Annotated in this window: 21 protein-coding genes; 10 read left to right on the forward strand and 11 right to left on the reverse strand. The window is 47.2% G+C overall.

Annotated elements, in window-relative coordinates:
- Window positions 1-13: 13 nt before the first annotated feature.
- From OA57_RS00510 to OA57_RS00520, 3 genes are all read right to left on the reverse strand, one after another.
- On the reverse strand, window positions 14-1,276 hold the full coding sequence (locus OA57_RS00510; RefSeq protein WP_034612015.1) for a GntP family permease: 1,263 nt from the start codon (window positions 1,274-1,276) through the stop codon (window positions 14-16).
- Window positions 1,277-1,397: 121 nt separating this feature from the next.
- Window positions 1,398-2,498 carry a sugar diacid recognition domain-containing protein gene (locus tag OA57_RS00515; protein WP_034612017.1) on the reverse strand — a complete coding sequence of 367 codons (1,101 nt, stop codon included), beginning with the start codon at window positions 2,496-2,498 and terminating at the stop codon, window positions 1,398-1,400.
- Window positions 2,499-2,516: 18 nt separating this feature from the next.
- Window positions 2,517-3,329 (reverse strand): Cof-type HAD-IIB family hydrolase, encoded by an 813-nt coding sequence (locus OA57_RS00520; RefSeq protein ID WP_034612020.1) that lies wholly within the window; start codon window positions 3,327-3,329, stop codon window positions 2,517-2,519.
- Between the two features lie 179 nt (window positions 3,330-3,508).
- On the opposite strand from OA57_RS00520, the gene OA57_RS00525 reads away from it, so the two are divergent.
- Complete coding sequence (locus OA57_RS00525) at window positions 3,509-5,458, forward strand: bifunctional 2',3'-cyclic-nucleotide 2'-phosphodiesterase/3'-nucleotidase (RefSeq protein ID WP_034612023.1); 1,950 nt, start codon at window positions 3,509-3,511, stop codon at window positions 5,456-5,458.
- A gap of 65 nt (window positions 5,459-5,523) precedes the next feature.
- On the opposite strand, the gene OA57_RS00530 is transcribed toward OA57_RS00525, so the two are convergent.
- Window positions 5,524-6,036: a GNAT family N-acetyltransferase gene (locus OA57_RS00530; protein ID WP_052122307.1), complete on the reverse strand. Its 513-nt coding sequence runs from the start codon at window positions 6,034-6,036 to the stop codon at window positions 5,524-5,526.
- Window positions 6,037-6,053: 17 nt separating this feature from the next.
- Window positions 6,054-7,757 (reverse strand): nitrate/nitrite two-component system sensor histidine kinase NarQ, encoded by a 1,704-nt coding sequence (gene narQ / locus OA57_RS00535; RefSeq protein WP_034612026.1) that lies wholly within the window; start codon window positions 7,755-7,757, stop codon window positions 6,054-6,056.
- Between the two features lie 314 nt (window positions 7,758-8,071).
- Here narQ and OA57_RS00540 point away from each other — a divergent pair, with 314 nt between their 5' ends.
- The gene (locus OA57_RS00540) at window positions 8,072-9,751 is read left to right on the forward strand and encodes a solute:sodium symporter family transporter (RefSeq protein ID WP_034612028.1); all 1,680 of its coding nucleotides are present in this window, start codon (window positions 8,072-8,074) and stop codon (window positions 9,749-9,751) included.
- Window positions 9,752-9,854: 103 nt separating this feature from the next.
- On the opposite strand, the gene OA57_RS00545 is transcribed toward OA57_RS00540, so the two are convergent.
- The 3 genes from OA57_RS00545 to OA57_RS00555 all read right to left on the reverse strand — a co-directional run bounded on the left by OA57_RS00545 (window position 9,855) and on the right by OA57_RS00555 (window position 14,465).
- On the reverse strand, window positions 9,855-10,583 hold the full coding sequence (locus OA57_RS00545) for a 3'-5' exonuclease (protein ID WP_235424612.1): 729 nt from the start codon (window positions 10,581-10,583) through the stop codon (window positions 9,855-9,857).
- Complete coding sequence (locus tag OA57_RS00550; RefSeq protein ID WP_034612031.1) at window positions 10,580-12,451, reverse strand: DUF294 nucleotidyltransferase-like domain-containing protein; 1,872 nt, start codon at window positions 12,449-12,451, stop codon at window positions 10,580-10,582. Before OA57_RS00550 ends, OA57_RS00545 begins: the two co-directional genes overlap by 4 nt.
- Window positions 12,452-12,560: 109 nt before the next feature.
- Entirely contained in the window at window positions 12,561-14,465 is a 1,905-nt protein-coding gene (locus OA57_RS00555; RefSeq protein WP_034612035.1) for a bifunctional 5-dehydro-2-deoxygluconokinase/5-dehydro-2-deoxyphosphogluconate aldolase, read from the reverse strand.
- Window positions 14,466-14,762: 297 nt separating this feature from the next.
- On the opposite strand from OA57_RS00555, the gene iolD reads away from it, so the two are divergent.
- The 8 genes from iolD to OA57_RS00595 all read left to right on the forward strand — a co-directional run bounded on the left by iolD (window position 14,763) and on the right by OA57_RS00595 (window position 23,782).
- Entirely contained in the window at window positions 14,763-16,703 is a 1,941-nt protein-coding gene (iolD, locus tag OA57_RS00560) for a 3D-(3,5/4)-trihydroxycyclohexane-1,2-dione acylhydrolase (decyclizing) (RefSeq protein ID WP_034612038.1), read from the forward strand.
- Between the two features lie 50 nt (window positions 16,704-16,753).
- Window positions 16,754-17,650 (forward strand): myo-inosose-2 dehydratase, encoded by an 897-nt coding sequence (iolE, locus tag OA57_RS00565; RefSeq protein WP_034612042.1) that lies wholly within the window; start codon window positions 16,754-16,756, stop codon window positions 17,648-17,650.
- Between the two features lies 1 nt (window position 17,651).
- Window positions 17,652-18,665: an inositol 2-dehydrogenase gene (gene iolG, locus OA57_RS00570; protein WP_034612045.1), complete on the forward strand. Its 1,014-nt coding sequence runs from the start codon at window positions 17,652-17,654 to the stop codon at window positions 18,663-18,665.
- Between the two features lie 83 nt (window positions 18,666-18,748).
- On the forward strand, window positions 18,749-19,606 hold the full coding sequence (locus OA57_RS00575) for an AraC family transcriptional regulator (RefSeq protein WP_034612101.1): 858 nt from the start codon (window positions 18,749-18,751) through the stop codon (window positions 19,604-19,606).
- Between the two features lie 160 nt (window positions 19,607-19,766).
- Window positions 19,767-20,687, forward strand: a complete 921-nt coding sequence (locus OA57_RS00580; RefSeq protein ID WP_034612048.1) for a TIM barrel protein — start codon at window positions 19,767-19,769, stop codon at window positions 20,685-20,687.
- A gap of 11 nt (window positions 20,688-20,698) precedes the next feature.
- On the forward strand, window positions 20,699-21,862 hold the full coding sequence (locus OA57_RS00585) for a Gfo/Idh/MocA family protein (protein ID WP_034612051.1): 1,164 nt from the start codon (window positions 20,699-20,701) through the stop codon (window positions 21,860-21,862).
- 55 nt (window positions 21,863-21,917) lie between these two features.
- Entirely contained in the window at window positions 21,918-22,805 is an 888-nt protein-coding gene (locus OA57_RS00590; protein WP_034612053.1) for a sugar phosphate isomerase/epimerase family protein, read from the forward strand.
- Window positions 22,806-22,855: 50 nt separating this feature from the next.
- Entirely contained in the window at window positions 22,856-23,782 is a 927-nt protein-coding gene (locus OA57_RS00595) for a substrate-binding domain-containing protein (protein WP_034612055.1), read from the forward strand.
- Between the two features lie 55 nt (window positions 23,783-23,837).
- On the opposite strand, the gene OA57_RS00600 is transcribed toward OA57_RS00595, so the two are convergent.
- From OA57_RS00600 to OA57_RS00610, 3 genes are read right to left on the reverse strand one after another with little or no spacing between them, the layout of a single operon-like run.
- Window positions 23,838-25,100, reverse strand: a complete 1,263-nt coding sequence (locus OA57_RS00600; RefSeq protein ID WP_034612058.1) for an MFS transporter — start codon at window positions 25,098-25,100, stop codon at window positions 23,838-23,840.
- Between the two features lie 2 nt (window positions 25,101-25,102).
- Window positions 25,103-25,489, reverse strand: coding sequence for a RidA family protein (locus OA57_RS00605; RefSeq protein ID WP_034612060.1), 387 nt, complete (start codon window positions 25,487-25,489; stop codon window positions 25,103-25,105).
- Between the two features lie 14 nt (window positions 25,490-25,503).
- On the reverse strand, window positions 25,504-26,463 hold the full coding sequence (locus OA57_RS00610) for a sugar phosphate isomerase/epimerase family protein (RefSeq protein WP_034612063.1): 960 nt from the start codon (window positions 26,461-26,463) through the stop codon (window positions 25,504-25,506).
- Window positions 26,464-26,468: the final 5 nt, after the last annotated feature.

Consider the following 26,468-nt stretch of genomic DNA (forward strand, 5'->3'; position numbering starts at 1 on the left):
AATAAATCCTCGCTTAAAATAAATTGAATACGCCGAAAATCAGGGTGGAGACGATCGCCAGCGTTAAACCAATCAGGGTTTCATACGGAATCAGTTTTAAACGTTCTCTGATATTCATGTTGACACTGCCGCCGGTGGCGTGGAAGAAAGAGCCGTGCGGCATGTGATCGAATACGGTTGCCCCGGCGTGAATCATCGCTGCGCCCGCCAATCCGCTGATACCCAGTTCGATCAAGGTGCTGCTGAACACATTGGACGCCACTACCGTACCGGCGGTAGTTGATGCGGTTGCCAGCGACATCAATGCACCGGAAATCGGCGCCAGCAGATAAGACGGCAAACCGGAGGCGGTCAAACCGTGAATCAAGACGTCTTTCAAGCCGGAATTGGCGATAATTCCTGCCAGAGTACCGGTACCGAGTAACATAATCGCCACCGGAGCCATTTTGTTCAGTCCGCTTACGGCATATTGATTAATATGGTGTGATTTCCGCATCACCAAGGCGCCTATCAGCCCACCAAGCGGTAAGGCGATCAGCGGATCAATGGCGATATCGGCAATCGGCCGTAAAGAGAGCAGCACGATTGCAACCAATGGTGCCGTGATGGCAGCGGCAAAGTGCGGTAAACTGTCGCTGTTTTGTGCCGAAACCTCGTCTGCTTCCACTTTACTGCCTTTGTCGATCAGTCTTTTCGCCAGAAAATAGGTGACGGCAAGCCCGAACAGCCCCGGAATAATCCCTGCCGCCATCAATGAAGTCAGCGGGATATCAAAAGCTTCGGCGGCGGCAATGGTATTCGGATTGGGCGAAATGATATTGCCCGCTTTGCCGCCGCCGACCATTGCCAGTAAAATGGCGGCTTTCGACAGATTGCCGCGTTTCGCTAATGCCAGCGCAATCGGTGACACCGTAATTACCGCAACATCGACAAAGACACCGACGCCGGTCAATAACCAAGTTGCCAGTACCAATGCAAGCAAGGCACGGGTTTCCCCCAGCCTTTTGACGATGGTTTCGGCAATGCTGCTTGCCGCACCGGATTCAATCAACACCCCTGCCAAAACACCGGCCGCCAGAATTCGCATCACGGCGGTGGTAATTCCTTGCGCCCCACCGATCATTAAGCTGACGGTTTCGCTCAGATCGGCACCGCCGATCAGGCCGCCGATAAATGCGCCGACCAGCATACCGTAAGCCGGCGGCACTTTTCTCAAAATCAGACAAATTGCCACCAGCAGTGCAACGACCGCCCCTAACGCAGACACACTCGCCATCATTATTCTCCATAATCGTTAATCAAGTGCGGTTATTATGGGCATAATACAACGGAAAATCTTTGTATAAAAATACAAAAATAGGCTTTTCAAAGATTAATTATTTGTCTTTTTGTCCAATTCAAACTTTCAGTACGGTGGACAGATACAAGACAAATTTTTCATCTATCTTATTGAAAGATAAACCGGTTAATTGTTCGATTTTATTCAGTCGATAACGCAGGGTATTGACATGAATAAACAAGGTTTCGGCAGTGCGAGCCGGATCACAATTTGATAAAAAATAACGTTGCAGCGTTTTATACAGCACACGTTTTTCATCCGCCGCATACAAGGCTTGCAAAGGGCGGGTGATTTCCGCCGTTTTCCATGTCGGCAAGCCGTCCAGCAGTGCCGGCAATTTATATTGTCGGTAGCTGTAGTAATTTTTTTTCGGTGCTATCCTGCGTCCGTAATTCAATACCGACAACGCCGTTCGGTAGGAAAGGGCGATGTCCTGTAAATCGGACACCGGACAGCCGACGGCGATTTTAAATTGATGGGCATGAAGGTGAGATGGTAATAATTGCGCGATGAGTGTGCTTGGTTGTGAAATACTGTCGTTGTTTGCGCTGAGTACCACGATTTCATCAAGTGCGGTTACCGCCACAAGCGGTTTTTGCCGTGATAACTCTAAATATCCGACTAACTCGCGCAGTAATTCCATGCTGCCGTCTAAGAGTTTGATGATAATCGCCACTCTTGTCCGGCGGCTGTCAATGTTAAACATTTCCGCGTATTGTAGGGATTGCGGATCACTTTGTCCTTTAATCAATTGCAACAAAAACTCTTCTTTATAGCGGCGCTGCCAACGCTCCTGTTCCAACAGAATATTTTGCTCGACAATCAGTTCGGCCGTCATTTTGACCAATTCGGCATAATGCCGCACGTCGTCCGGCACACCGGAGATGCCGACTACCCCGAAAGTGCGGTCGAGATAACGGATCGGCAGATTGATCCCCGGTTGCGCCTCATAATTCCATTGTCTGGCCAGTGTCGCATCGATTTCAATCGTGCGGTTTTCACGCAGTGCCAGAATGGCGCCGGTGTGTCGCTGATTAAGTCGGGTCGGGTTGCCGGAGGCGATGATGATCCCGTTTTCATTCATCACATTGACCGATTTACCGATGATATTCATCGTGCGGGTGACGATATGCTGCGCAATGGTTTTATCCAGTTTCATCTGTTTATCCGAACGCACTCATGCCAAAATAAAGGTTTCGATCACCTGTGCCACACCGGAATCGTTGTGGTCGGCGGTAATGTAGTCGGCAATGGCTTTCAATTCTGTGGTGGCATTGCCCATTGCTACCCCCAAACCGGCATATTGCAGCATGTGCCAGTCATTGCCGGCATCACCGCAGCAGATCACTTGCTCGGCGCTGATATTCAGATGTTGTGCCAGTGCCGCCACGCCGGCGCCTTTATTTGCCTGCGGGTGAATAAATTCCAAGAAAAACGGTGCGCTGCGTACCACGGTGTAACGCTGTGCCAGTTCGGGCGGAAGCGCACTTGCCATTTTTTCCAACAATTCCGGCGGATCGATCACCATGCTTTTGATGATCGGTTCGTCATCGTGCAGTTGCTCGAAATCAATTACGCTGAACTCAATAGCGTTGGACTCGGCTTCATGTCGGGTATAATGGCTTGCCTGTGGGGTGATGAGTCCGCGCTCGGGGGAAAAGGCATGGGTGTTCAAGCCCATTTGTCGGGCGTAATGCGCGACCCGTTTGGCATCTTTTCCGCACAGCATTTTACTGTTGAGAACATGACCGTCGGTCACCCGTTCCACGCGCGCGCCGTTGAAACACAGGACATAATCGTTATCGGTCGTCATATTCAGTTGCTGCATATATTTTTTCATGCCGGCATAGGGGCGGCCGGAAGCCAGAATCACATAAACTCCCAATTCGCGTGCGGCGGCGATCGCGTCCCGATTACGGCGGCTGATTTCTTTTTGTGCATCAAGCAGCGTGCCGTCCAAATCCAGTGCGATTAATTTATAATTTGCCATTATTTTCTCCTCATAGGTTGCATTAAGCATAACATTGCCCGTAAGACGGAGAAAACAGAATTCTGTGAGGCAGCACGCAAAATCGGATTTTAGCGCAGGCGCTTCTTTCCAATCCGTTGAGATTGACATAAAATTCAACGCCATACCGTCAGTTAATTCTTATTATATTTGGAGACTTTATGCCGTTAACCAACAAGCCGTTATTACTCGGCGCCGCCCTTGTCGCCGCTTTCAGTGCCAATGCCGCCAATCTGGATTTGCGCATTATCGAAACCACTGATTTGCACGCCAATATGCTGGATTACGATTATTATAAAAATGCACCGTCGGAAAAATTGGGGCTGGCTCGTACTGCCGATTTAATCGAAAAAGCCCGCCAACAGGTGAAGAACAGTGTTTTGGTGGATAACGGCGATGTGATTCAAGGCAGTCCGATGGGGGATTACGCCGCAGCCAAAGGCTTGAAAGCCGGTGAAACCCATCCGGTATTCAAGGCGATGAATCTGTTAAATTATGAGGTCGGCACCGTCGGTAATCATGAGTTCAATTACGGGCTGGAATTTATGCAAAATGCGTTGGCCAGTGCCAACTTTCCGTATATCAATGCAAATGTGATCGATATTGCCGGCGGTAAACCGTATTTTACGCCGTATTTGATCAAGGATTACCAATTTATTGATGAGAACGGGGAAAAACAGGCGCTGAAAATCGGTTATATCGGCTTTGTGCCGCCGCAAATCCTGACTTGGGATAAAAAACACCTCGACGGCAAGCTGCAAGTCGCGGATATTATTGAAACGGCGCAAGCAGTGGTGCCGCAAATGAAAGCGCAAGGGGCGGACATTATTATTGCCTTGGCGCATTCGGGGTTATCGGCGGAGGATTATCAAGTCGGTGCGGAAAATACCGTTGCCGATTTGGCAAAAGTAAACGGCATCGACGCCATTGCATTCGGCCATGCACACGGTGTGTTTCCCGGTCCGACATTTGCCGAATTCGACAATGTCGATATTACAAAAGGCACCATTAACGATATTGCTGCGGTGATGCCGGGCTCGTGGGGCAGCCATGTCGGAATTATCGATTTGAAACTGAATAACGACAGCGGTAAATGGAAAGTTGCGCAAGCACATGCTGAAGCACGCCCAATCTTTGATACGGAAAGCAAAAGTGCGGTAGCGGTAAGCCATCGAGCCATTAGCGACGTATTGGCGGCGGATCACCAAAATACGCTAGATTATGTTAATCAACCGATCGGTAAAGCCAATGCGCAAATGTATAGCTTCTTGGCGCTGGTGCAAGACGATCCGACCATTCAAATTGTGAATCAGGCACAGCAGGACTATGTGCAACGCTTTGTACAAGGCAATCCCGAGTTGGAAAAATTGCCGGTGATTTCTGCGGCGGCACCGTTTAAAGCGGGCGGTCGCAAAAATGATCCGAACGGCTATACCGAAGTGGAGGCAGGCGAGCTGACTTTCCGTAATGCGGCGGATTTGTATTTGTATCCGAATACGCTGGCGGCATTGAAAATCAACGGTGAGCAGCTGCAAGAGTGGCTGGAATGTTCTGCCGGTCAATTTCGTCGCATCGATCCGAGCAAAGCCGAAAAACAAAGTTTGATCGATTGGGAAGGGTTTCGCAGTTATAACTTCGATGTGGTTGACGGCGTGAATTATCAGATTGATATTACACAACCGGCACGTTATGACGGCGACTGCAAGCTGATTAATCCCGATTCGCATCGTATCAGTGAGCTGACATTTAACGGAAAAGCCGTTGATCCGACACAGCAATTTTTAATCGCCACGAACAATTACCGTGCATTCGGCAATAAATTCCCCGCCACTGACGGCAGTCGCTTGGCTTTCGCCGCTCCGGATGAAAACCGCGCGATTTTAGCCGATTATATTCGTCGAATCAGCCAAGAACAGGGCGAAGTAAAACCGAAAGCAGATAACAACTGGCGTTTCAAAGCGATTGCCGACAATAAAGCACAAATTATCTTTGAAACCTCGCCGTCCGACAAAGCCGCTGCGTTTATTCAGCAAAATGCGCAATATCCGATGCAAAAAATCGGACTGGATGATACCGGTTTTGCGCTTTATCAACTGGATTTAAGCAAATAGTGGTTGGAGTAAACCGATTGCACTGTCGGGGTCAATGTCGCGACAGTGCCGTTATGTATTTGCTTTTAATCTGAATTCGGCTGATACCCGAGCAGAATCAATGTTTCTTTATGCCGCAGCATATCGGCGATATCCGGCAGTTCGCCCCATTGTCGGAAACCGCACTTTTGCAGGACGGCAATACTGGCAGGATTGCCTTTAAACACAAAACCGAGCAGGGTAGAAAATTGTAACGGCTGCATTTGCCGTTGCAAAAAGCGTACCAGCTGTGTGCCGATGCCTTTGCCCTTTACCCTATTATCCAAATAGAAACTGGCTTCGGCGGTGATGTCGTAAGCCGGCCGTCCGTAAAAAGGGGAAAGCGTCGCCCAACCGATGAGATGTTGTTCCGCATCACGTACCGACCAAATCGGATAACGTTCGCTATGCCGGTGAAAATCAAACCAGGCTTGCCGATCGGCAACGGAAACCGGCTGTAAGTCGGAAGTAATGTGCCGACAAGCGATAGTTTGATTATAAATCGCTACGATTTTTGTCAAATCGTCTGCATTGGATTTTTCGATTCGAATAGCGGTCATTTTTTTCCTTGTTTGTCTTATTCCAAGCTGTTCGCCAGCCGCAAGTCGATTTCCGTACCGCCGCTTTTCCGTCTGCGGATATGCAGGCTCGCATTCAGCTCCTGCGCACGTTCCTGCATAATATTCAAGCCGTAATGGCCGCTCGGCTCGGTCAGTGACGGAATTCCGATTCCATTATCGCGGATCAAAACTTGATTTTCCCCGTCGCCATTAGTTCGAGCAATCACTTCAATTAATTCGGCTTCGGCGTGCTTAATACTGTTCAGCACTGCTTCACGCACAATTTGCAGCAAATGAATTTGTTGTTGTGCGTTCAACAATTGTGACGGCAAGGCGCAATCCAGCGTAATTTTCGCTTCGGAGCGCGGTTGCAGCGAATCAATCACTTCCTGTAATGCCAGTTTCAGGTTGGATTCGCTCACCGTCAGACGGAATGTCGCCAACAGTTCGCGCAATTGGGTGTAGCCGTCACTCAGTGCGGTTTCGAATTGGCTGAGAATTGCTAAGCTTTTACTTGCCTGCACCTCGCTCAGTTCCTGCAAAATACTGCGTCTTAACAAGGTCAGTTGGATTTGCAGGTATGCCAGCACTTGCGCCAGTGAATCATGCAGTTCGCGTGCGATAATCGACCGCTCTTGCATTAAAATCAGATGTTGCCGCTGGCGTAATAATTGATAGGAATGAATGGCGCGCCCCAGCATTTGTGCGATGCTTTCAATGGTACGTAAATCCGGATAAGCCTCGGTACGCTGCCAATTCAGGCTGCCTAAATTTTGCTCGTTAATCGTAATCCGAGTCGTCTGCCAATTTGCCGTCGGATTTTCTTCCCCGACTTCCAAATTGAACATTTCATTGGCATTGGCGATCAGGCGTACAATCTGCAATTTCTCGTTTTGCCGCAACAGCGTCAGCACGGTAGCCAGATTTTCACGGGTGATTTCGTGCAAAGTGAGTTGCTGTGAAGAGTAATACAGCATCGACAACGTGCGGTTGATTTGGGTCAGGCTGCGGGTTTTCTGGCTGACTTGCGCTTCCAGCGACTGATACAATTTTTGCAGCTGCGCCGCCATTTGGGTAAAGCCGCGCGACAATTCGCCGAGTTCGTTATCGCTGTCAATGTCCAGATCGATATGCCGAAATTGACTGTTTTGTACTTGCTGGCTTGCCGTCACCAGCCGTTGTAACGGCGCTACAACCTGTTTACGGCTGTAGCTGACCAAGTAAAGCCCGAGTACCGCCATCAGCAACAGGCTGAACAGATTGGTATAAATGGCGAAACGAATCCGCTGTTCGGAAAATTGCTGTAATACCGATACAAAATTGTCCACTTGATTGACATAACGTTCCAGATTGCGGCGATACGCCTCCGCATTTTCCTGACGCAAATAGCCTGCCATCACCTGCCAGCTTTTCAACAAAGTGCGGTAAGCCGATTGCACGGAATCCGGCACATAAAACCGCTCCAGATTCATCAAGGTCGGCGTCTGCAAACTGGTTTGGTAGGTATTGATTCCCTGTTCCAGCAATGCCGGCTGATACTGCATTTCATACAGCAAGCGATAGCTCTGCATCCGCAGCGATCCCGACACATTAATCATCTCCGCATCGGAATGATTGCTGATCATAATCAGGGTTGTGACGCAAGTGGATAAGCCCGACAGCATGATAATCATCACTAAATAATAAGCCAGACGGGATGTCACGGATTTTTTGGTTTGCACCGTAGAAGGCTCCTTGAATGTTGCTTTCGCCCATTATAGTGGTTCTGCAAAGTGCGGTATAGCGTGTTTTCATTCCATTTTCTGTGACAAGGAAAATATAAATGAAATAAAACTTTCATTAAAGATCAGGGGTGTAAAATTCGGTTTCCTATCCGTTATTTTTATGAATAAACAGCGAAAATTTGATCTGCATAGCAAAACGGAATATTCAAGATTGCCATACAACAATATGAAACGTATATTTCACAAGTGAAATGCAGTGCTTTGTTTTGTGCTTGACTTAACCGATTGCCACAGATTGATGAGGAAAATATATGCTAGCTTTTATATCATTTGTTGGATTTACCGCACTTGTTGCTTTTATTGCGTGGTGGTACACAAAAAACGACGACCTTAGCCATTCGGAAGGTTATTATCTTGCCGGTCGTTCCCTGACTGCGGTTTTTATCGCCGGTTCAATGATGCTGACCAATTTATCGACCGAACATTTGGTCGGTTTGAACGGGCTGGCCTACCGTTCAGGCTTTATCGTGATGGCATGGGAAGTCATGGCGGCGATTACCATTGCCATGTTTGCATTTTATTTCTTGCCGAAATATTTGAAATTGGGGATTGCCACCATTCCCGAATTTCTGGAAAAACGGTTTGACAAGGGAACGTTGTTAATCACTTCGCTGTTGTTCCTCGGCTGTTATGTCATTTCGTTGTTGCCGATTGTGCTTTATACCGGTGCTTTAGCGTTGGAAAGCCTGTTCAACGTCTCAGAAGTGTTCGGTCTGGATAAAACCACCTCATTATGGATCATTGTCTGGGGTGTCGGCATTTTGGGTTCTATCTATGCGATTTTCGGCGGTTTGAAAGCGGTTGCGGTGTCCGATACCATTAACGGAGTCGGTTTGTTGGTCGGCGGAATCATGGTCACGGTGTTGGGCTTGATGTATGTCGGCGACGGCAACGCTTGGGCCGGCTTAAAAGAAATTTATGAGGCTAATCCGGATCATTTTAATTCGATTGGTGCGTCTGATTCTGTGGTTCCGTTTTCCACCCTGTTTACCGGTTTGATTGTCTCTAATATGTTCTTTTGGTGTACTAATCAATCGATTATACAGCGTGCTTTGGGGGCGAAAAATTTGAAAGAGGGGCAGAAAGGCGTGTTGTTATGCGCCTTCCTCAAATTGTTGGGGCCGTTATTAATCATTTTGCCGGGGATTATCGCTTTCCATATTTTCCAAGGGAAGCTGGACATTCCCGATCAGGCCTATCCGAACTTGGTGCAGCTGGTCCTGCCTGATGCATTGGTCGGTTTCTTTGCCGCAGTGGTTGTCGGTGCGGTATTGTCGACCTTTAACAGTGCCTTGAATTCCTCTGTCACGCTGTTCTCACGCAACGTCTACAAAGTCCAAATTAATCCGAATGCCAGTGATACCAAACTGGTGAATGTAGGAAAAGTGGTCGGAATTATTCTGGCGGTGGCGGCAATGATTGTGGCGCCGTTGGTTGCCAATGCACCGGACGGCTTGTTCTATCTGATCCAACAATTGCAAGGGGTATTCAATGCGCCGATTTTAAGCGTCGTCGTGGTCGGGTTGCTGACAAAACGGGTTCCGCCGATTGCCGCAAAATTCGGTCTGATTTTCGGTATGGCGGCATACATTGTTTGTAACTTTATCCTGAAAGTGGACATGCATTTCTTCCACTTGGTCGGTTTGCTGTTTGTCATCAATGTGGTGATTATGTTGTTGATCGGGCATTTCAAACCGACGGCAACACCATATCAAGAGGTTTATACCAAACAAGTGGATATTGAACCGTGGGCGTATGTCAAACCGGTTGCGCTCGTGATTACACTCTTGTCGTTGACCATGTATATTTTTATGGCGAATAATGTGCCGACATTGGTTTGGGTCGGTTATTACAGCTTCGCCGCCGCTACGGTGCTGTATTTCTTGTATGTGTTTGTACAAGAGCGCAATAAACAGCTAAAAACGGCATAAGTATCTTGCCCTGAAGCAAAACCCCGTTTGTCATCGGAACGGGGTTTTGTTTTTCAGCGAACCGCACTTTCGACCATTTTCCCATCAGCGCATGGTCGGAACCCTAGCGTTGTGAACGTTTATAGACTACGCCCAATTTTTGGGGCTGAGAGCCGAATAGCCGAACCAGTTGTGCCAGAAATAATTCCCCGGCGGCAATGGCATCGCTCAAGGCGTTGTGTGCGACATATTCAGGCAATTGGTAGCGCTGTCGAACCGCTGTCAATTGATAGTTTGGATTCACAATTTGTTGTACTGAGGATACGAATGAGCGCTCAATTTTTAAGGTATCCAGCCACAGTAACGGAAAAGATTGCAGTCTATATTTCATCGCCAGATAGTGATTGATAAACTGCCGTTCAATACCGGAACCATGGGCGATGATAATCCGTCCTTGCATTAAGCCGAACAGTTTCGCCATTACCTCATCGAGACCGACCGCACTTTGCAGCATTTGCGGCACGATATGGTTAATCACGGCGGTATCCTGCTTTATGGTTTGATCGGCGACGAATTGATGATGCGATCCCGATAGTCGTAAGGTTAGTCGATCAATCGGTACTGCCGCCACACTCAAAATATTGTCTATCATCGGATTAAAGCCGGTGGTTTCAAAATCGATCGCCAGATAGCGCAGCTTGCTTAAATCGGTCGGCAAATCGGGATAAGGGGTTGTAAAAAGGGGTAATAATTCCGGCGGACATTGTTTTGAACGTATTAATTTCAGCCGCTGTTTTTCCAGTTTCAGCAACGGATCAAAACGTTGAAGCCAATCCGAGAGGATTTTTATCATCGAATTAACCCTTTCTGTGAAAAGCGCATTTCTGCCGCTTCCTGTAATTTTGCAATCAGGCGAAACGCATCTTTCAGATTATTGCGTTCGAACGACGTTAATTCATCGGGTGCGATATGGTTGGTGAGCGGCACTTGGCGGCGCCACTCTTCCAGTTGGTACTTAAACCGCACTTCGCAGACAAAACGGTAAGCACCTAAAATATCGTCCAGCATTTCTTTGTTGATCGTTTTTTTCTCATAGCAGGCAGTAAACCGCTCTTCAGTGGATTTTGTCTGCACGATTCCGGCAGATAATGCATAAATCCGCCCTAAATCCACCAACAGGCTGATAGCGCGTTTTTTCAGATTCAGTTTGTTTTTATGTTCGCCGTCTTTAATCAAGACAAAATTCCTGAAAATACTCAACGGAGGTTTTACCCGAACGGTATTGGCAACCAGAAAGGCCAGAAAACGGCTGTTATTTTGAATCCGTTCGACAAAAAAACGGCTCAGCTCGCCTGCCAGTTCGCTTGCACCATAAACGGCACGCAAATCCATCAATACCGAGGCATTAAGCAGTCCTTCCCGTTCCGGATTTAAAATCCAGTGTTCAAAATGGTGTTTCCATTGCGCCAATGATTGGCACCATTTCGGATTAGACGCCATATAGCCGCCGGAACAACGTTCATAACCGCACTTGTCCAGTCCGTCATTCACAAATTCGGCTAATTGTGAAAAATAGTGTCGTTCTTCGCCGTTGAGTTCACGTTCGGTAATAATCGCATTATCCTGATCGGATAACGGGTGAATTTCATAACGGGCTTGCGATCCGGCGACAATCCAGCAATAGGCGCAAGGCGGTGTGCCTAGTTGATGTTCCGCCATCATTAACAATTTTTGGTGGAAAGCATCGGCAATCAGGGTCATCACTTGCATCATATTTTGATAATCCACACCGCCCTCGATTAAGGCTTCGAAAATAGCCCCGCGTTTTGCCGAGAGAGTGATTAACAGCGGTAAACTGTCTGCCTGAAAGATGTGGTTAATCATAAAAATGGACTGTGTGCTGTTTTTTTGTACCAAATCGGTTGCGGTCAAAATGCCGATAACCGTGTCGTCAACCATCACCGGCAAATTACGCAGATTGTGTCGCATCATCAGCGAAATCGCATTCAGCACCAAATCATGAGCGGCAACGGTCGGCGGATTCGGTGTCATGACACTGCTGATCGGCAGGTTGACGTCCAATGCTTGCGCTACCACTTTTTTGGTCATATCGCGATCATTGACGATGCCGACCAATTTGCCGTTGTGCATGATTAATGCCGATGATCGCCGTTGGCGGCACATACTTTGTGCGGTTTCGCGGATCGTTGCCGAAGCGGCGACCGTTGCGACTTTACGATTGGCAACCTCGTCCACCGTCTTCATAAAAATCCCGTCTTGATTTTGCAGCCAACCGGATTTGGAAGCATTGTGCAGCCGTACGCCGGCTTCATTGGCAAAATAGGCGGCATATTCGGGGTGCTGCTGAAGAATATCGTTCAGCAGGGTGTAAGGAATTTGATAGATCAGGCAGTTTTCAATCGCACAGGCGGTGTATTTTTCGTCTTCTTTCGGGTTAAAAATGCTAAAGCCGAATACACTGCCGCTTTCCAGACGGGCGCGCAGCTCACCATTGGTTTTTTTCTGATCGATTGCACCGATTCGAATAATATAAAGCAACCGTTTGTCCGTCTGTTCGGCAAAGGCGATCACTTCACCTTGCGGAAGATAACGAATTTCAATATTGGCGGCAATTTGGCTGATTAAGGCTTTAGGCAGGTGGTTAAACGGATCCACCTGTGCAATAAACAGTTCGATATTGGGAATCAGGGAAGCGTCCATCACATCACTCCTGTTGGGATTTGCGCTAATCTTATCCTGTGTGGAAAGGAAAAACACCTTAAATCCAATTATTTAAGGTGTCTTGTGCCGTTTTGCCGTCACGTTTTGATTAAGTGCGGTATTTTTTCCATAATTGAATCAAGCGTTGATAACGTTCGGAAACGGCGGTGATCAATTGTTGATCGTCCAGTTTGCCGGCCAGCCAGTCTGCCGACGGTTCGCCGAAGATAGTGCGTCCGACGGCAAAGCCTTTCACCAACGGCGCATCGGCAGCCGCTTTAAAGGTGTCGTCAAATACCGATTCCGGCGCATCCAGCCCCAGAATCAGGATTCCGCGACAATAGCTGTCGTTTTGTTCGATTAGTTGCGTTAATACCGCCCAACCGTCAGCACTCATACCCGGCAGTTTCCACCAGTCCGGTTTGATGCCCAGTGAATAGAGATGGGCAATAATGTCATGATAGTAGCTTTCCTGCCGTTCCATATTTAAAGGCAGGATAATCTCTAGCAGCAATTCATGTCCGGTGCGGCAACAAGCCTGATATACATCGAGCAGTTTTTGATCTTGCCGTGTTTTTAATTCGGCACTGTCATGCGGGTGGTAAAACGCCAGACATTTTACGACGTGTTCTTTCGGCCAGCTGATCAATTGGCTGCCCAAATCGCCGTATTCCAACGCCAGCGGCCGTGAAGACGGTTGTTCAATCGGACGGCCAATCCACCAGTTTTTACCGGTGACGGCGTTGAGTGCATCCTGCCCGTATGTGGTGTCCGCCAAAATGCCGGACTGTCCGTTATTGATCTGCTCGGCAAGTGCGGTCTGTTCGGCGGCTTGCAGCAGCAGGGTTTTTAGTTTTGGAATCCGTTTTAGATCCGCACCGCACTTCGCTGCCATATCTTCCAATTGTTTACGGTGGTCAAAGGCAAAAATGCACAGATTTTGCCATTGCTGTTTGCGTGTGGTTACACGGTGCAAATGGTTCAACGATTCGTCAATATCGGGACGCGGCACCGATGCGGCACGGGCGAGGTAATCGTCCAATTCCTTTTTGGTCGGCATCGCCGGCGCACAGCCGTGACGGGAAACCACCAATGCGCCGCAAGCGTTGGCATAACGGCAGGCTTGCTCCCAGCCCTCGTTATTGATATAGCCGCGCAGTAAGCCCGACATAAAGGCATCGCCTGCACCCAATACGTTCAACACCGCTACTCTCACGCCGTAGACATTCAAACCGCCGTCCAAATCGTTCGGAATTTCGCCTTCAAATACCGAGCAGCCTTGTGCGCCGCGTTTGCAAACCAAAGTTGCTTTGCTGCATTTGCGTACATTCTTAAGTGCAGTCAGGGTGTCGGTCGATCCGCCGGCAATGTGGAATTCTTCTTCGGTGCCGACCAACACGTCAAAATGGTGCAGCACTTCCTGTAATGAATCGGTTACCGCTTGCGAATCGATATAACGGGTTTCGCCGTCACCGAGTGAAGTCAGCCCCCACAACACCGGGCGATAATCAATATCCAACAATCGTTTTACACCGTTGCGGCCGGCATACTCAAGTGCGGTCAGCACAGCCTGTCGGGTTTTCGGGTGGGAAAGGTGCGTGCCGGTAATCGATAAGGCTTTGGCGGAGGCAATATAATCCTCCGTGAAATCATCAGCGGTGATTGCCATGTCGGCGCAGTTGTCGCGATAGAAAATCAGCGGAAAGGTTTCGTTGTCTTTAATTCCCAGAATGACGAGGGCGGTCAGCCGCTCTTTGTCGGTGATCAAATGGCTGGTATCCACGCCGACACTTTGCAATTCTTCGCGCAAAAAGCGCCCCATATGCTCATCGCCGACCCGTGCCAGCATTGAAGATTTCAGCCCTTGAATCGCAGTGCCGTATGCCACATTGCCGGATGACCCGCCCAAATATTTAGCGAAGCTGGTGACATCTTCCAAACGTGAACCGATTTGTTGACCGTAAAGATCAACCGCAATCCGTCCCAGACAAATTAAATCTAAAGGTTTCGACATAATGCTCTCCTGTTGGCATTTTGCTAATGCTCGGTAATCAAAATAAAACATTTAACGCTATTTATTTTAGAATAAATATTTCATTTTGCTATTATCCTCACTCTTTTTTGCGATCTTGATCCCAAAAAATTTTTTCGAATCCATTGACTTATTTTGAAAAAATCAGAATTTTCCACTTTTTTTGATAAAGAAATTGATCCCGCTCGCAAAAATGAAATTTACATTTCACTTTTTATTTAATTGAAATTTATTTTGAGTAGAATAGCCACAGTTGGATTGATTCACGCAGGAGAGAATATGAAAACACAACGATTAACCGTGGCGCAGGCATTGGTAAAATTTCTGGATAATCAATATGTTGAATTCGACGGCAACGTTACTAAATTTGTTAAAGGCGTCTTCGGCATTTTTGGTCACGGCAATGTACTCGGTTTGGGACAAGCGTTGGAACAAGACAGCGGACAACTGATTGTGCATCAGGGGCGGAATGAACAAGGCATGGCACATGCGGCTATGGGATTTGCCAAACAGAAAGCGCGTAAACAGATTTATGCCTGTACCTCTTCTGTCGGCCCCGGGGCTGCTAATATGATTACTGCCGCCGCAACCGCCACGGCTAACCGTATTCCGTTGTTGTTATTACCGGGGGATGTCTTTGCCACCCGTCAGCCTGATCCGGTACTGCAACAGATAGAGCAAAGTTATAATTTAAGCATCAGTACCAATGATGCCTTTAAAGCGGTCAGCAAATATTGGGATCGCGTCAGCCGTCCGGAGCAACTGATGACCGCTTGTATCAATGCGATGCGGGTGTTGACCGATCCGGCGGAAACCGGTGCCGTTACGATAGCCCTGCCGCAAGATGTGCAAGGTGAAGCCTATGATTTTCCTGAATATTTCCTGCAAAAACGCATTCACCGCATTGAACGCGGTTTGCCGACCGAACCGATGCTGAAACAAGCGGTTGAATTGCTGCAAGGTAAGAAAAAACCGTTGATCATTTGTGGCGGCGGCGTGCGCTATTCCGAAGCGGCAGCCGAGCTGACAGCCTTTGCCGAGGCCTATGGCATTCCGTTTGCCGAAACTCAGGCAGGCAAAAGTGCGGTTGTGTCCGAGCATCCGCTCAATGTCGGCGGTATCGGCGAAACGGGCTGTTTGTCGGCTAATTTATTGGCAAAAGAAGCCGATTTGGTAATCGGTGTCGGTACTCGTTACACCGATTTCACCACCTCGTCGAAATGGATTTTCCAGAACCCGCAAGTCGAATTCCTGAATATTAATATTGCCCGTTTTGATGCGTATAAGCTGGACGGCGTGCAAGTCACCGCCGATGCTGCGGAAGTACTGCGGCAACTGCAACCAAAATTAGCCGAGATCGGTTATCAGGCGGCTTGGGGCGATCGAATCACACAAGCCAAACGGCAGTTCGCTGAAGAATTGAATCGGGTCTATGGCGTGACTTATAGCGGGAAAGATTTTGTACCGGAAGTGAATGATCGCCTTGATACCGACAGTGTCTATCAAGAGTTTCAGCGTATCACAGGTTCCTGCCTGACCCAAACGCAGGTACTGGGTATTTTAAACCGCACGTTGGGCGAAAACGATATTATCGTTGCCGCTGCCGGCAGCCTGCCGGGCGATTTACAGCGCACTTGGCAGAGCAAAGGGGAAAATACCTATCATTTGGAATACGGTTACTCCTGTATGGGCTATGAAGTCAATGCCGCTTTGGGTGTCAAGCTCGCCGAGCCGGAAAAAGAAGTATACGCCTTTTTGGGTGACGGTTCTTACCTGATGCTGCATTCCGAACTGATCACCTCGATTCAGGAACATAAAAAAATCAATATCATCCTGCTCGACAACATGACCAACGGCTGTATCAACAATTTGCAAATCGGACACGGTATGGACAGTTTTTGTACCGAATTCCGCTTTAGAAATCCTGAGAGCAACAAGCTGGACGCCGGCTTTATTCCGGTGGATTTTGCCATGAATGCGGCGTCTTACGGTTGTAAAACGTATAAAGTCAGAACGGTGGACGAATTGAAAACCGCACTTGAAGCGGCGAAACGGCAAAAAGTCTCAACCTTGATTGATATTAAAGTATTGCCAAAAACCATGGTGCACGGTTACGGCAGCTGGTGGCATGTCGGGGTGGCGGAAGTGTCGGAAAAAGAGCGGGTGCGTGAAGCCTTTAAAAATGCCGAAATCCAAATCAATCGGGCACGCCGTTATTAACGGATAGACAGAAAACAGAATTTCAAATAACCCTTTTCAAGGAGAAAAACATGAAAGCAGAAAACGTAAAACTGGGCATTGCTCCAATCGGCTGGACAAATGACGACCTGCCGGAATTGGGCGCAGAAAATACCTTTGAACAATGCGTCAGTGAAATGGCGTTGGCGGGCTATGAAGGTTGCGAAGTCGGCAATAAATATCCGCGTGATGTCAAGGTGTTGAAACATAAACTGGATGTGCGCGGTATTCAAATTTGTAATGCGTGGTTTAGTACCTTTTTTGTGGACGGTAAAAAAGAACAAACGATAAAAGATTTTACCGATCATATGAATTTTCTACATGCTATGGGGGCTAAGGTAATTGGTTGCTCGGAGCAAAGTCGTAGTATTCAAGGGCAGAAAAAAGCCATTTTCAAAGAAAAAACGGTGTTTAGCGATGCCGAATGGCAACTTTTGGCAGAAGGCTATAACGAACTGGCAAAAATTGCTGCCGAAAAAGGCATGAAAGTGTGCTTGCATCACCATATGGGCACCGGCATCCAGACGCCGGAAGAGGTGGATCGTTATATGGCAGTGACCAATGACGATGTTTATTTATTGTTCGATTCAGGTCATCTGTATTATTCCGAAGGTTCGCAGCAAGCGATGCTGGACGTATTGGAAAAATATATCGACCGTATTGTCCATGTCCATTTGAAAGATGTGCGTGATGAAGTGGTTGCCGAGGTAAAAGCCAATGATTTAAGTTTCTTGGAAGGGGTAAAAAAAGGCACGTTCACGGTACCGGGTGACGGCGTGATCGACTTCAAACCGATTTTCGCTATTTTGGAAAAACATAATTATCAAGGCTGGATGGTCGTCGAAGCGGAACAGGATCCGGCATTGGCAAATCCATTTGAATATGCGCTGAAAGGCCGTAAATACATCAAAGACGTGGCAGGAGTTTAATATGATTAAAGTAGGCATTATCGGCGCAGGCCGTATCGGACGTGTGCATTCGGAAAGTATCGGCAAATACGTCAAAGGGGCGGAAATCAAGGCGATCTCCGATATTAAAGTCACCGATGAATTGCAGCAATGGGCGAAATCGATGGGCATTCCGAATGTCTATGACGATTACAAGCAGATTCTGCAAGATCCGGAAATTGACGCAGTGCTGGTGTGTTCGTCCACGAACACTCATGCGCCGATTTCGATTGAGGCGGCACAAGCGGGCAAACATATTTTCTGTGAAAAACCGATCGATGCCGATGTCGGCAGAATCAAAACGGTATTGGCTGAGGTGGAAAAAGCCGGGGTGAAATTCCAAGTCGGCTTCAACCGCCGTTTCGATCACAACTTCAAAGCGATTAAAGAGCGTGTGGCGGCGGGCGACATCGGCGAGCCGCATATCATTAAAGTGACTTCACGCGATCCCGATGCGCCGCCAATCGAATACGTTAAAGTGTCCGGCGGCATGTTCTTTGATATGACGATTCATGATTTTGACATGATCCGCTATCTTTCCGGCAGTAATGTAACCGAAGTGTTTGCGGTCGGCAGTGTGTTGGTGAACCCTGAAATCGGTAAAGCCGGTGATATCGACACCGCTGTGATTACGTTAAAACTGGAAAACGGCGCTATCGGCGTGATCGACAACAGTCGTAAAGCGGTTTACGGCTACGATCAGCGGGCGGAAGTATTCGGTTCGAAAGGGGCGATTCAAATCAGTAACGATACGGGCTCAAGTGCGGTATTTTCCGGTGCAAACGGCGTGGTGGCGGAAAAACCAAAATATTTCTTCCTTGAACGCTATATGCAATCCTTTGCTGATGAAATCGCCTGTTTTGTCGATTCTGTGGTCAACGACAAACCGACCGTAGTCAACGGTGATGACGGGTTGCAACCGGTATTAATCGCATTGGCGGCGAAAAAGTCGATGGAAGAGGGTAGACCGGTTAAGATCAGTGAGGTGAATCCATAAACCGCACTTTTCATTTCTAAACGATAAAAGGCATGATTTTCATGCCTTTTTTGCCGCTATTCAACGGTTTACGAGGACTTGCCATGTTGCAGTATTTTGTGAAAGAAAATAAATGTTCCGTATTTGAGAACGGTACCCTGCCCCAGCTGCTTTACTTGTGCAATACCGAAACCATGCAAGAGTATTTTCCGCGTTTAATGCATAAGCATGACGATCGGGTGGAAATTGTTTTTATCGTGAAAGGCAAAGGCAGTCACTTAATCGGTAATGAAAAATACCAGACCAAAGCAGGGGATATTTTGATTTTCAATCAAGGCGTGCTGCATGATGAAGTCGCGGAAATCGGTTCGGATATGACGGTTTATTGTTGTGGTATTAATGGATTGAAGATAAAAGGAAAAAAACAAAACTGCCTGCTCGATCTTGAGTATCCCGCCGTATTACAATCCGGACAATATGCTCCCCGGATCAATACGATACTGGATATTATGGATACGCAAATCAAGCATAACCTACATGCTGGTACTGAAATTTGTCGTTATTTGTTGGCTGCACTGATCACCATTATTTTGCAGCTTCCGCAAAAAAATATCAAAATGCAGAATAATACCTTGGTTTTGATTCGTCAGGTCAAACAGTATATCGACAGTCATTATTGGGAGGCGATATCCTTGTCTGCTGTTGCGCAGCAATTCAATATTAATCCCTATTATTTATCCCATTTATTTAAACGGAATACCGGATTTTCCTTGATTCAATATACCCTGCGCCGAAGAATCGGCGAAGCCCAATCACTGTTAATCAACACCGGCTACAGCGTGACCCAAATTGCCACGCTGGTCGGTTACGACAATATCAATTATTTCAGTACCGTCTTTACCAAAATGATCGGGATTTCGCCGAGTGCTTACCGCACTTACTGGATTGGACAAAACAAATAAATCCGCCGATCGCAAGATAATGAAGGTTATGGCTGCAAAATGTGATTTTATTAACAAAATATTAACCTTTCCCGCAGTGAAAAAAGCAAGATGTTAAACGCTTGCAAGTGAAATTCTTCCTATACTCTCTCCATGACATAATCGAAACGGAGTGATGTGTATGAGCATTCAAATTTGTACCGCGCCTTGCTGTTGGGGCGTTGATGATCCCAAAAATCCTTATTTGCCGAAATGGACGCTGGTGCTGGCAGAGGCTGCGCAAGCCGGTTATCGCGGGATTGAACTCGGCCCCTACGGCTATTTGCCGATTGAGATTGAACGCATATCGGCAGAACTGGCGAAGCAAGGTTTATTCATTGTTGCCGGCACGATTTTTGATGATTTGGTCGCGGTTGACAATCAAACCAAACTGGAACGGCAGGTGCATGATATTTGCCGGTTAATCACACGGCTTCCGCAACAGCCGCCTCAACCGCAACAAAAATTCCCGACACCTTATCTGGTTATTATTGATTGGGGGCATGACGAGCGTGATTATGCCGCCGGACACCCTGACAAAGCCCCACGTTTAGCCCAAGCCGAATGGAATCAGATGGTTGCCCATATCAAAAATTTGGCTGAGATTGCCAAAAGTTATGGCGTAAGAGCGGTTATCCACCCTCATGCCGGCGGTTATATTGAATTTGCCGATGAGCTTGAAAAGATAGTGCGGGATATTCCGTATGAGCTGGCAGGGTTATGTTTGGATACCGGACATCTCTACTATTCCAACATGGATCCGTTGACATTCTTAAATCGATATTGGCCGAGCATTGATTATCTGCATTTTAAAGATATTAACCTCGATGTTTATCAGCAGGTTATGAAGGAAAAAATTCGCTTTTTCGATGCCTGCGGCAAAGGCGTGATGTGCCGAATCGGCGAAGGTGTTATTGATTATCCTGCCATTCACCGTTTCTTGCATGAAAAAAATTATCAGGGCTATATCACGGTTGAACAAGAACGGGATCCGCGCCATTCGGATTCAAGCCTCGACGATGTGAAAAGAAGTCGTGATTACTTACACCGTATTGGATTTTAAAGGAGAACAACATGATTTACGGCGAAAAACGGGTTGAAAGACCTATTCGTTGGGCGATGGTCGGCGGCGGTAAAGGCAGTCAAATCGGCTATATTCACCGTTCGGCCGCATTGCGTGATTTTTGTTTTGAATTGGTTGCCGGCGCTTTTGATTTAGATGCCGAAAGAGGGAAGGCATTCGGGCGACAACTGCACGTTGATCCTGAACGCTGCTATCCGGATTATAAAACGCTGTTTGCTCAAGAAGCAATGCGCCCCGACGGCATTGAGGCGGTTTCGATCGCCACCCCGAACGGCACACATTATGAAATCTGTAAAGCGGCGCTTAAAGCCGATTTACATGTTATTTGTGAAAAACCGCTTTGTTTTAGCGTGGCGGAGGCGGAGGAACTGGCGGCGTTGGCAAAACAGAAACAACGTATCGTCGGCATCACTTACGGCTATTCCGGGCATCAGGTTTTGGAGGAAGGGCGTCGTTTGATTGCAGACGGTATGCTTGGGGATATCCGCATTGTAAAAATGGAATTTGCCCATGGTTTTCACAATATTGCCGTAGAAAAAAATACGGAAAGCACAAAATGGCGGGTTGATCCGAAAATGGCGGGGCCGAGTTATGTCTTGGGCGATCTGGGGACGCACCCGTTGTTTATTTCCGAAGTATTGTTACCGCACTTGAAAATTAAACGTTTGTTATGTTCCAGACAAAGTTTTGTCGCAAGCCGTGCACCGCTGGAAGATAACGCCTTAACCTTAATGGAATATCAAACCGGTGCGGTCGGCAGTGTCTGGTCGAGCTGTGTGAATGCCGGTTCAATGCACGGGCAACGCATTCGAATTGTCGGTGAAAAAGCCAGTATTGAATGGTGGGACGAACAGCCCAACCAGCTGCGATTGGAGATTCAGGGCGAGCCTGTGCGGATTTTAGAGCGCGGTATGGGCTATTTGCACGATAGCGCCTTACAGGAAGATCGTATTGGTGGCGGACACCCCGAAGGATTATTCGAAGCCTGGTCAAATTTATATGCTCGCTTTGCCGAAGCGATTGCCGCTCAAGAGATAGGCAAACCGTTTGAATTTTGGTATCCCGATATTGATGCCGGCGTTGAAGGCGTGCGTTGGGTTGAAAATTGCGTGCGATCCGCCGATGCAGGGGCGATTTGGGTTGATTACCAATAGCACATGAAATGAAAAGTTTATATTACGATTCAGTAACATAACAAGAGGTAATATTATGAAAATTGCATTTGACGTTGATGTACTCGCTAAACAAATGAGTATTTCCGATATGGTTCACCAAGTGGCGGATTGGGGTTACAAATACATTGAACAATCACCTCATCCTCGGATTAACCCGTTTTACAAGCACCCGTTATTTTCGAAAGCGTGCGAGCAGGAATACCGTACCGCACTTCAGCGCACCGGCGTGGAGATTTCTTCCTTTATCGTGGTTTACCGCTGGTCGGGTCCGACGGAAGAGCAACGCCTTCATGCGGTTGCCAATTGGAAACGGATGATAGAAATTGCCGACAGTATGGATGTACGTGTGATTAATACCGAATTATCGGGCGATCCGCACCAGCCGGAAATCTGTAACGGTATGCTGTTTCGCTCTTTAGATGAATTATTGCCGCTATTTGAACGATACGGCATTCGTTGTGAAATTCAATCTCACCCGTATGATTTTTGTGAACTGAATAATGAAACGGTCGATATTGTGAAATCTTACCGTACCGATTATTTGAAATACGTCTATTCCAGTCCGCACGGTTTCTTCTATGACAAAGGCAAAGGCGATGTGCGTGCGATGCTTGATTATGCGGGAGAAGATTTGTCCCATATTTTATTCGCCGACACCCATAATCATACTATTGATTGTCGCTACATCATGAACCCGCCCGGTTGCTGCTCAACTATCCATCAACATTTGCCGCTTGGCGAAGGCGAGGTGGATTTTGACGGGATTTTTGCAAGCCTGAGAAAAATGAACTTCTCAGACCGCACTTTTGCCGTCGGCGGCGAATCGATCGCTTGTGTCTCTATGTTCGGTTTTCCGGAAAAAATGGCGGTAGAAGCACCAAAAGCCAGAGAACGAATTGAAAAAGAGTTACTTGGAAAATAGCCGTTTTATGCTTGATAAGCTTTACTCACCACACATTGAGGAGACTCTCCATGAAAAAACTGGTTTTGTTACTGGGCGCAACACTCGCCTTGAATGTCGCGGCAAAAGATGAATTTGTGACATTCAGCTCTCCAAGTTTATACAGTCCGTTTCAGATAAAAATGAGCCAGGCTGCGACTGAAGCGGGCAAACAATTGAATTTTAAAATGCAGGTGCTGGACGGACAGGACAGCTCGACCAAGCAGGTTTCCGATGTGGATAATGCCGTGACCCGAGGAGCGAAAGCGATTTTAATTGCGCCTAATGACGTCAATGCAATTGCATCGGCGGTAGAAGATGCGTTGGATGCCGGTGTTATCGTTGCTACAGTAGACCGAAAAGTCAGCAGTTCACAAAACATACCGCACTTTGGTGCCAATAATTATCTGGGCGGGCAGAAAATTGCGCAAGAGGTGAAGGCAAAATTTCCGGATGGCGCCAATATTATCCTGTTGACCGGACAGCCCGGTTCAACCTCGAATATTGAACGCACACAAGGGATTCGCGACGAACTGAAATCGTATGGCGACGGCTATAAAATTCTGGTGGATCAAACCGGCAACTGGTTGCGTTCTGAAGGCCTTCGGATTGTTGAAAGTGTGCTGCCGACATTACCGGTGAAACCGGACGTGATTTTATCCGCCAATGACGATATGGCGATGGGGGCTATCGAGGCACTGCGTGCACTGGGCTATAAAGCCGGCGATATTATGGTCACCGGGTTTGATGCCGGCCCGGAAGCCTTGTCCAGAATACAAGATGACTGGCTGTATGTGACCGCTGACCAACGTCCGAGTTATGCCGTTAGCACCGCACTTGGTCAGATCGCCGGAAAATTGCGTCACGGAACCGATATTCAAGGACTCGATTTTGCCCCGATGATCATTAAAAAAGAGAATGTGACTGAAGCGGAAAGAATAGTAGAATTGAAAGAGTAGTATTATATGGTTAACCGCACGGAAGTTTTCAGTCACTAAAGTGCGGTTGATTATTTTATTGTGCTACCCTCTTTTTCAAACGGCGGATTAACACCGTTGCACAGCAAAATCCCAATAGGCTGAATATTGACATAATATAAAAGACGTTATTGTATCCGCTGATGCCGGGATAAGTATCCAACATATAACCGTAAAGCGTATAGCCGAACATAGACGGCATATAACCTATCAAGCAACCCAATGCCATTGACGATCCGGCATATTCGCGCGGTACGCCAATTTCTTCCATCGGTGCGAAGAAAACCGCTCTTTGGGTGAAGATAATCGCACCGAAACCCAATGTTGCCGCCATGCCTAAATAAACGCTCATGGATTGATGCGGCAGCTGAATAAAAAGTAGCATACTGATGAAAGCGACAATGAAAGCAAGCTGTAAATATCGCAATGGAGAATGAAAAACTTTATCTGCCAAAAAGCCGCCGACAGGCCCGCCGACCATTTTTAAACCGTATTGATTGATAATGCCGTAAGCCCCGATTAAGGCGACCGGTAAGCCGTAAATATCTTTTAAGAACGGAATAAAGTAGGTCAGACCGGTATAAGAAGCGTAGACGAAGAAGATCACAAACGCAGCCAACCAGGTATTGGCGTCTTTTATAACATACAAAATTCCGGAAAAGACTTTGGCATTGGCGGATTGATCTTTTTCCGTCACCTTAATGTGATCTTCATCACCAACCAGAAAGTAAGTGATCACCCCGACAAGTGCGGTCATTGCGGTATAGTAGATAAAGCCCGCTTGCATACCGGCTTTGCCTTCGCCGAACAAAACAAAAATACCCAGCGCACCAAAAGCGACAATTACATCAACAATGCCGCGTCCGGCTTCCAAGAAACCGAATAAACGCCCTTGTTCTTCTTTTGTCCCCAACAGTCGTACCGCTTTCAGCAAGACCGGCCAGTATACGACTTCACCAAAGAAAGCCAAGCCGGCAAAGGCGAAAACATAACCGGTGAATGACGGCAATGTGGAGAGATAAAGCCCGCAGGCGGCAACCCCCAGCAAGCCTGCCGGAAGCAGATATTTTTTAGAAAAACGGTCGGCGAGATACATCGAGTAAAAATAGCCGATTGTTTGCACAATTGCATAAAACGTAAAACCTAAACCGATTTCAGTATTACTGAGTCCCCAATCTTGCTGCATCGGCACGTAAAAAACATCTTTGATACTGGATAATTTATAAATTGTGCCGCCACCCAAAACCAAGAAGCCCAATTGAACCCATTTATTGGCAAAAAGCCCTGTTGTTCTGTCCATACTCAATTTCTCCCGAGATAAGCAACCGCTTCGATTTCGACTAAGACATCTTTCGGCAGGCGTGCGACTTCAACACAAGAGCGTGCAGGGTAATCACCGGCGAAATAATCGGAATAAAGTTGGTTAAACAGCGTAAAATCCGCCATATTTTTTAGAAAGCACGTGGTTTTAACGATATCATTCGGTTTGGCTCCCGCGGCGTGTAATACCGCACTTAGGTTATTTAACACTTGTTTCGTTTGTGCTTCGATAGTGCCGTTGATGACATTGCCTGTTTCAGGTACGACCGGAATACACCCTGAAATATAAACCCAGCCCGCTGTTTTCACGGCTTGTACATAAGGCCCGATGGCTGCCGGAGCCAGTGATGTACTGATTATCTGTTTCATTTTGTCACGTCCTGTTATTGACAATATTTGTGTTTTAAAGCGGAGAGGGCATCGGTGGATATTTTCAGCCCTTCGAGTTGTGCTTGTGTTAAAACGGCTAAGGCTTGAGTCGAGATGTTATGCGGGTAATAATAATCCAGCGGTTTTATCAGACTTTCCGGAAAAATCGCCGGTTTAACACGAAAAGCACCTTCTAATGCATCCACACCGCCGGTTCCTTTCGGGCGGGCAAATTGAGCGCAGTAAGGGTAACAATTTTCGATATTGATGTGGGTGACGGGAGAATGGTCGTATAAAATTTTAAAGCATTGATCAATATCGATACTGCCTTGCCCGATAGGGACACCGCAGATAACCGGCATATCATCGTGCATCACCACGATATGATCTTTAAAATGTGTCGAATAGGTATACGGCGCTAATGCTCTCACGGCATTGATGGGATCCTCCCAAGCCATCATAGCATTGCCGATATCGCAATGCGCCCCAACCCAAAGGCTGTTTACGCTTTCGATAATATTGATGATTTCATGTGATGTTTCATGTTCATGATTCTCCAATGTCAATTTAATCCGATATTTTTTCAATAAGGGGACAACTTGTTTTAAGTCGGCAGGCGCCCGTTTCATTCTTTCGGGGTTAAATTTGCCGTTACTTACATAGGTTCTGACTATGTCGGCGCCCAGTTCGTTTGCAATCGCCAATGCCGGTTGTAAATTCTCGATATCACAGAAACGGGTATCGATCTCACAATAGAGATGATGTCGTTCAATCTCGTCTCTGATTCGATGTAAATACCGTTTTTTATCACTGTCGAGTACACCGAAACGAGGGTGTAGATTAAGATCAGGAATAATATTTAGTTCAACCCCGTCTAAACCCAATTCCCATGTTTTTCTGATAAATGAAAAAACATCCATTTTCTTGTGTTGGAACAGAAGATGGCAGGATTCGGTTTCCAAGCCTAATTTCATGATGG

The organism is Chelonobacter oris, from assembly GCF_000772535.1.
Classification (GTDB): domain Bacteria; phylum Pseudomonadota; class Gammaproteobacteria; order Enterobacterales; family Pasteurellaceae; genus Chelonobacter; species Chelonobacter oris.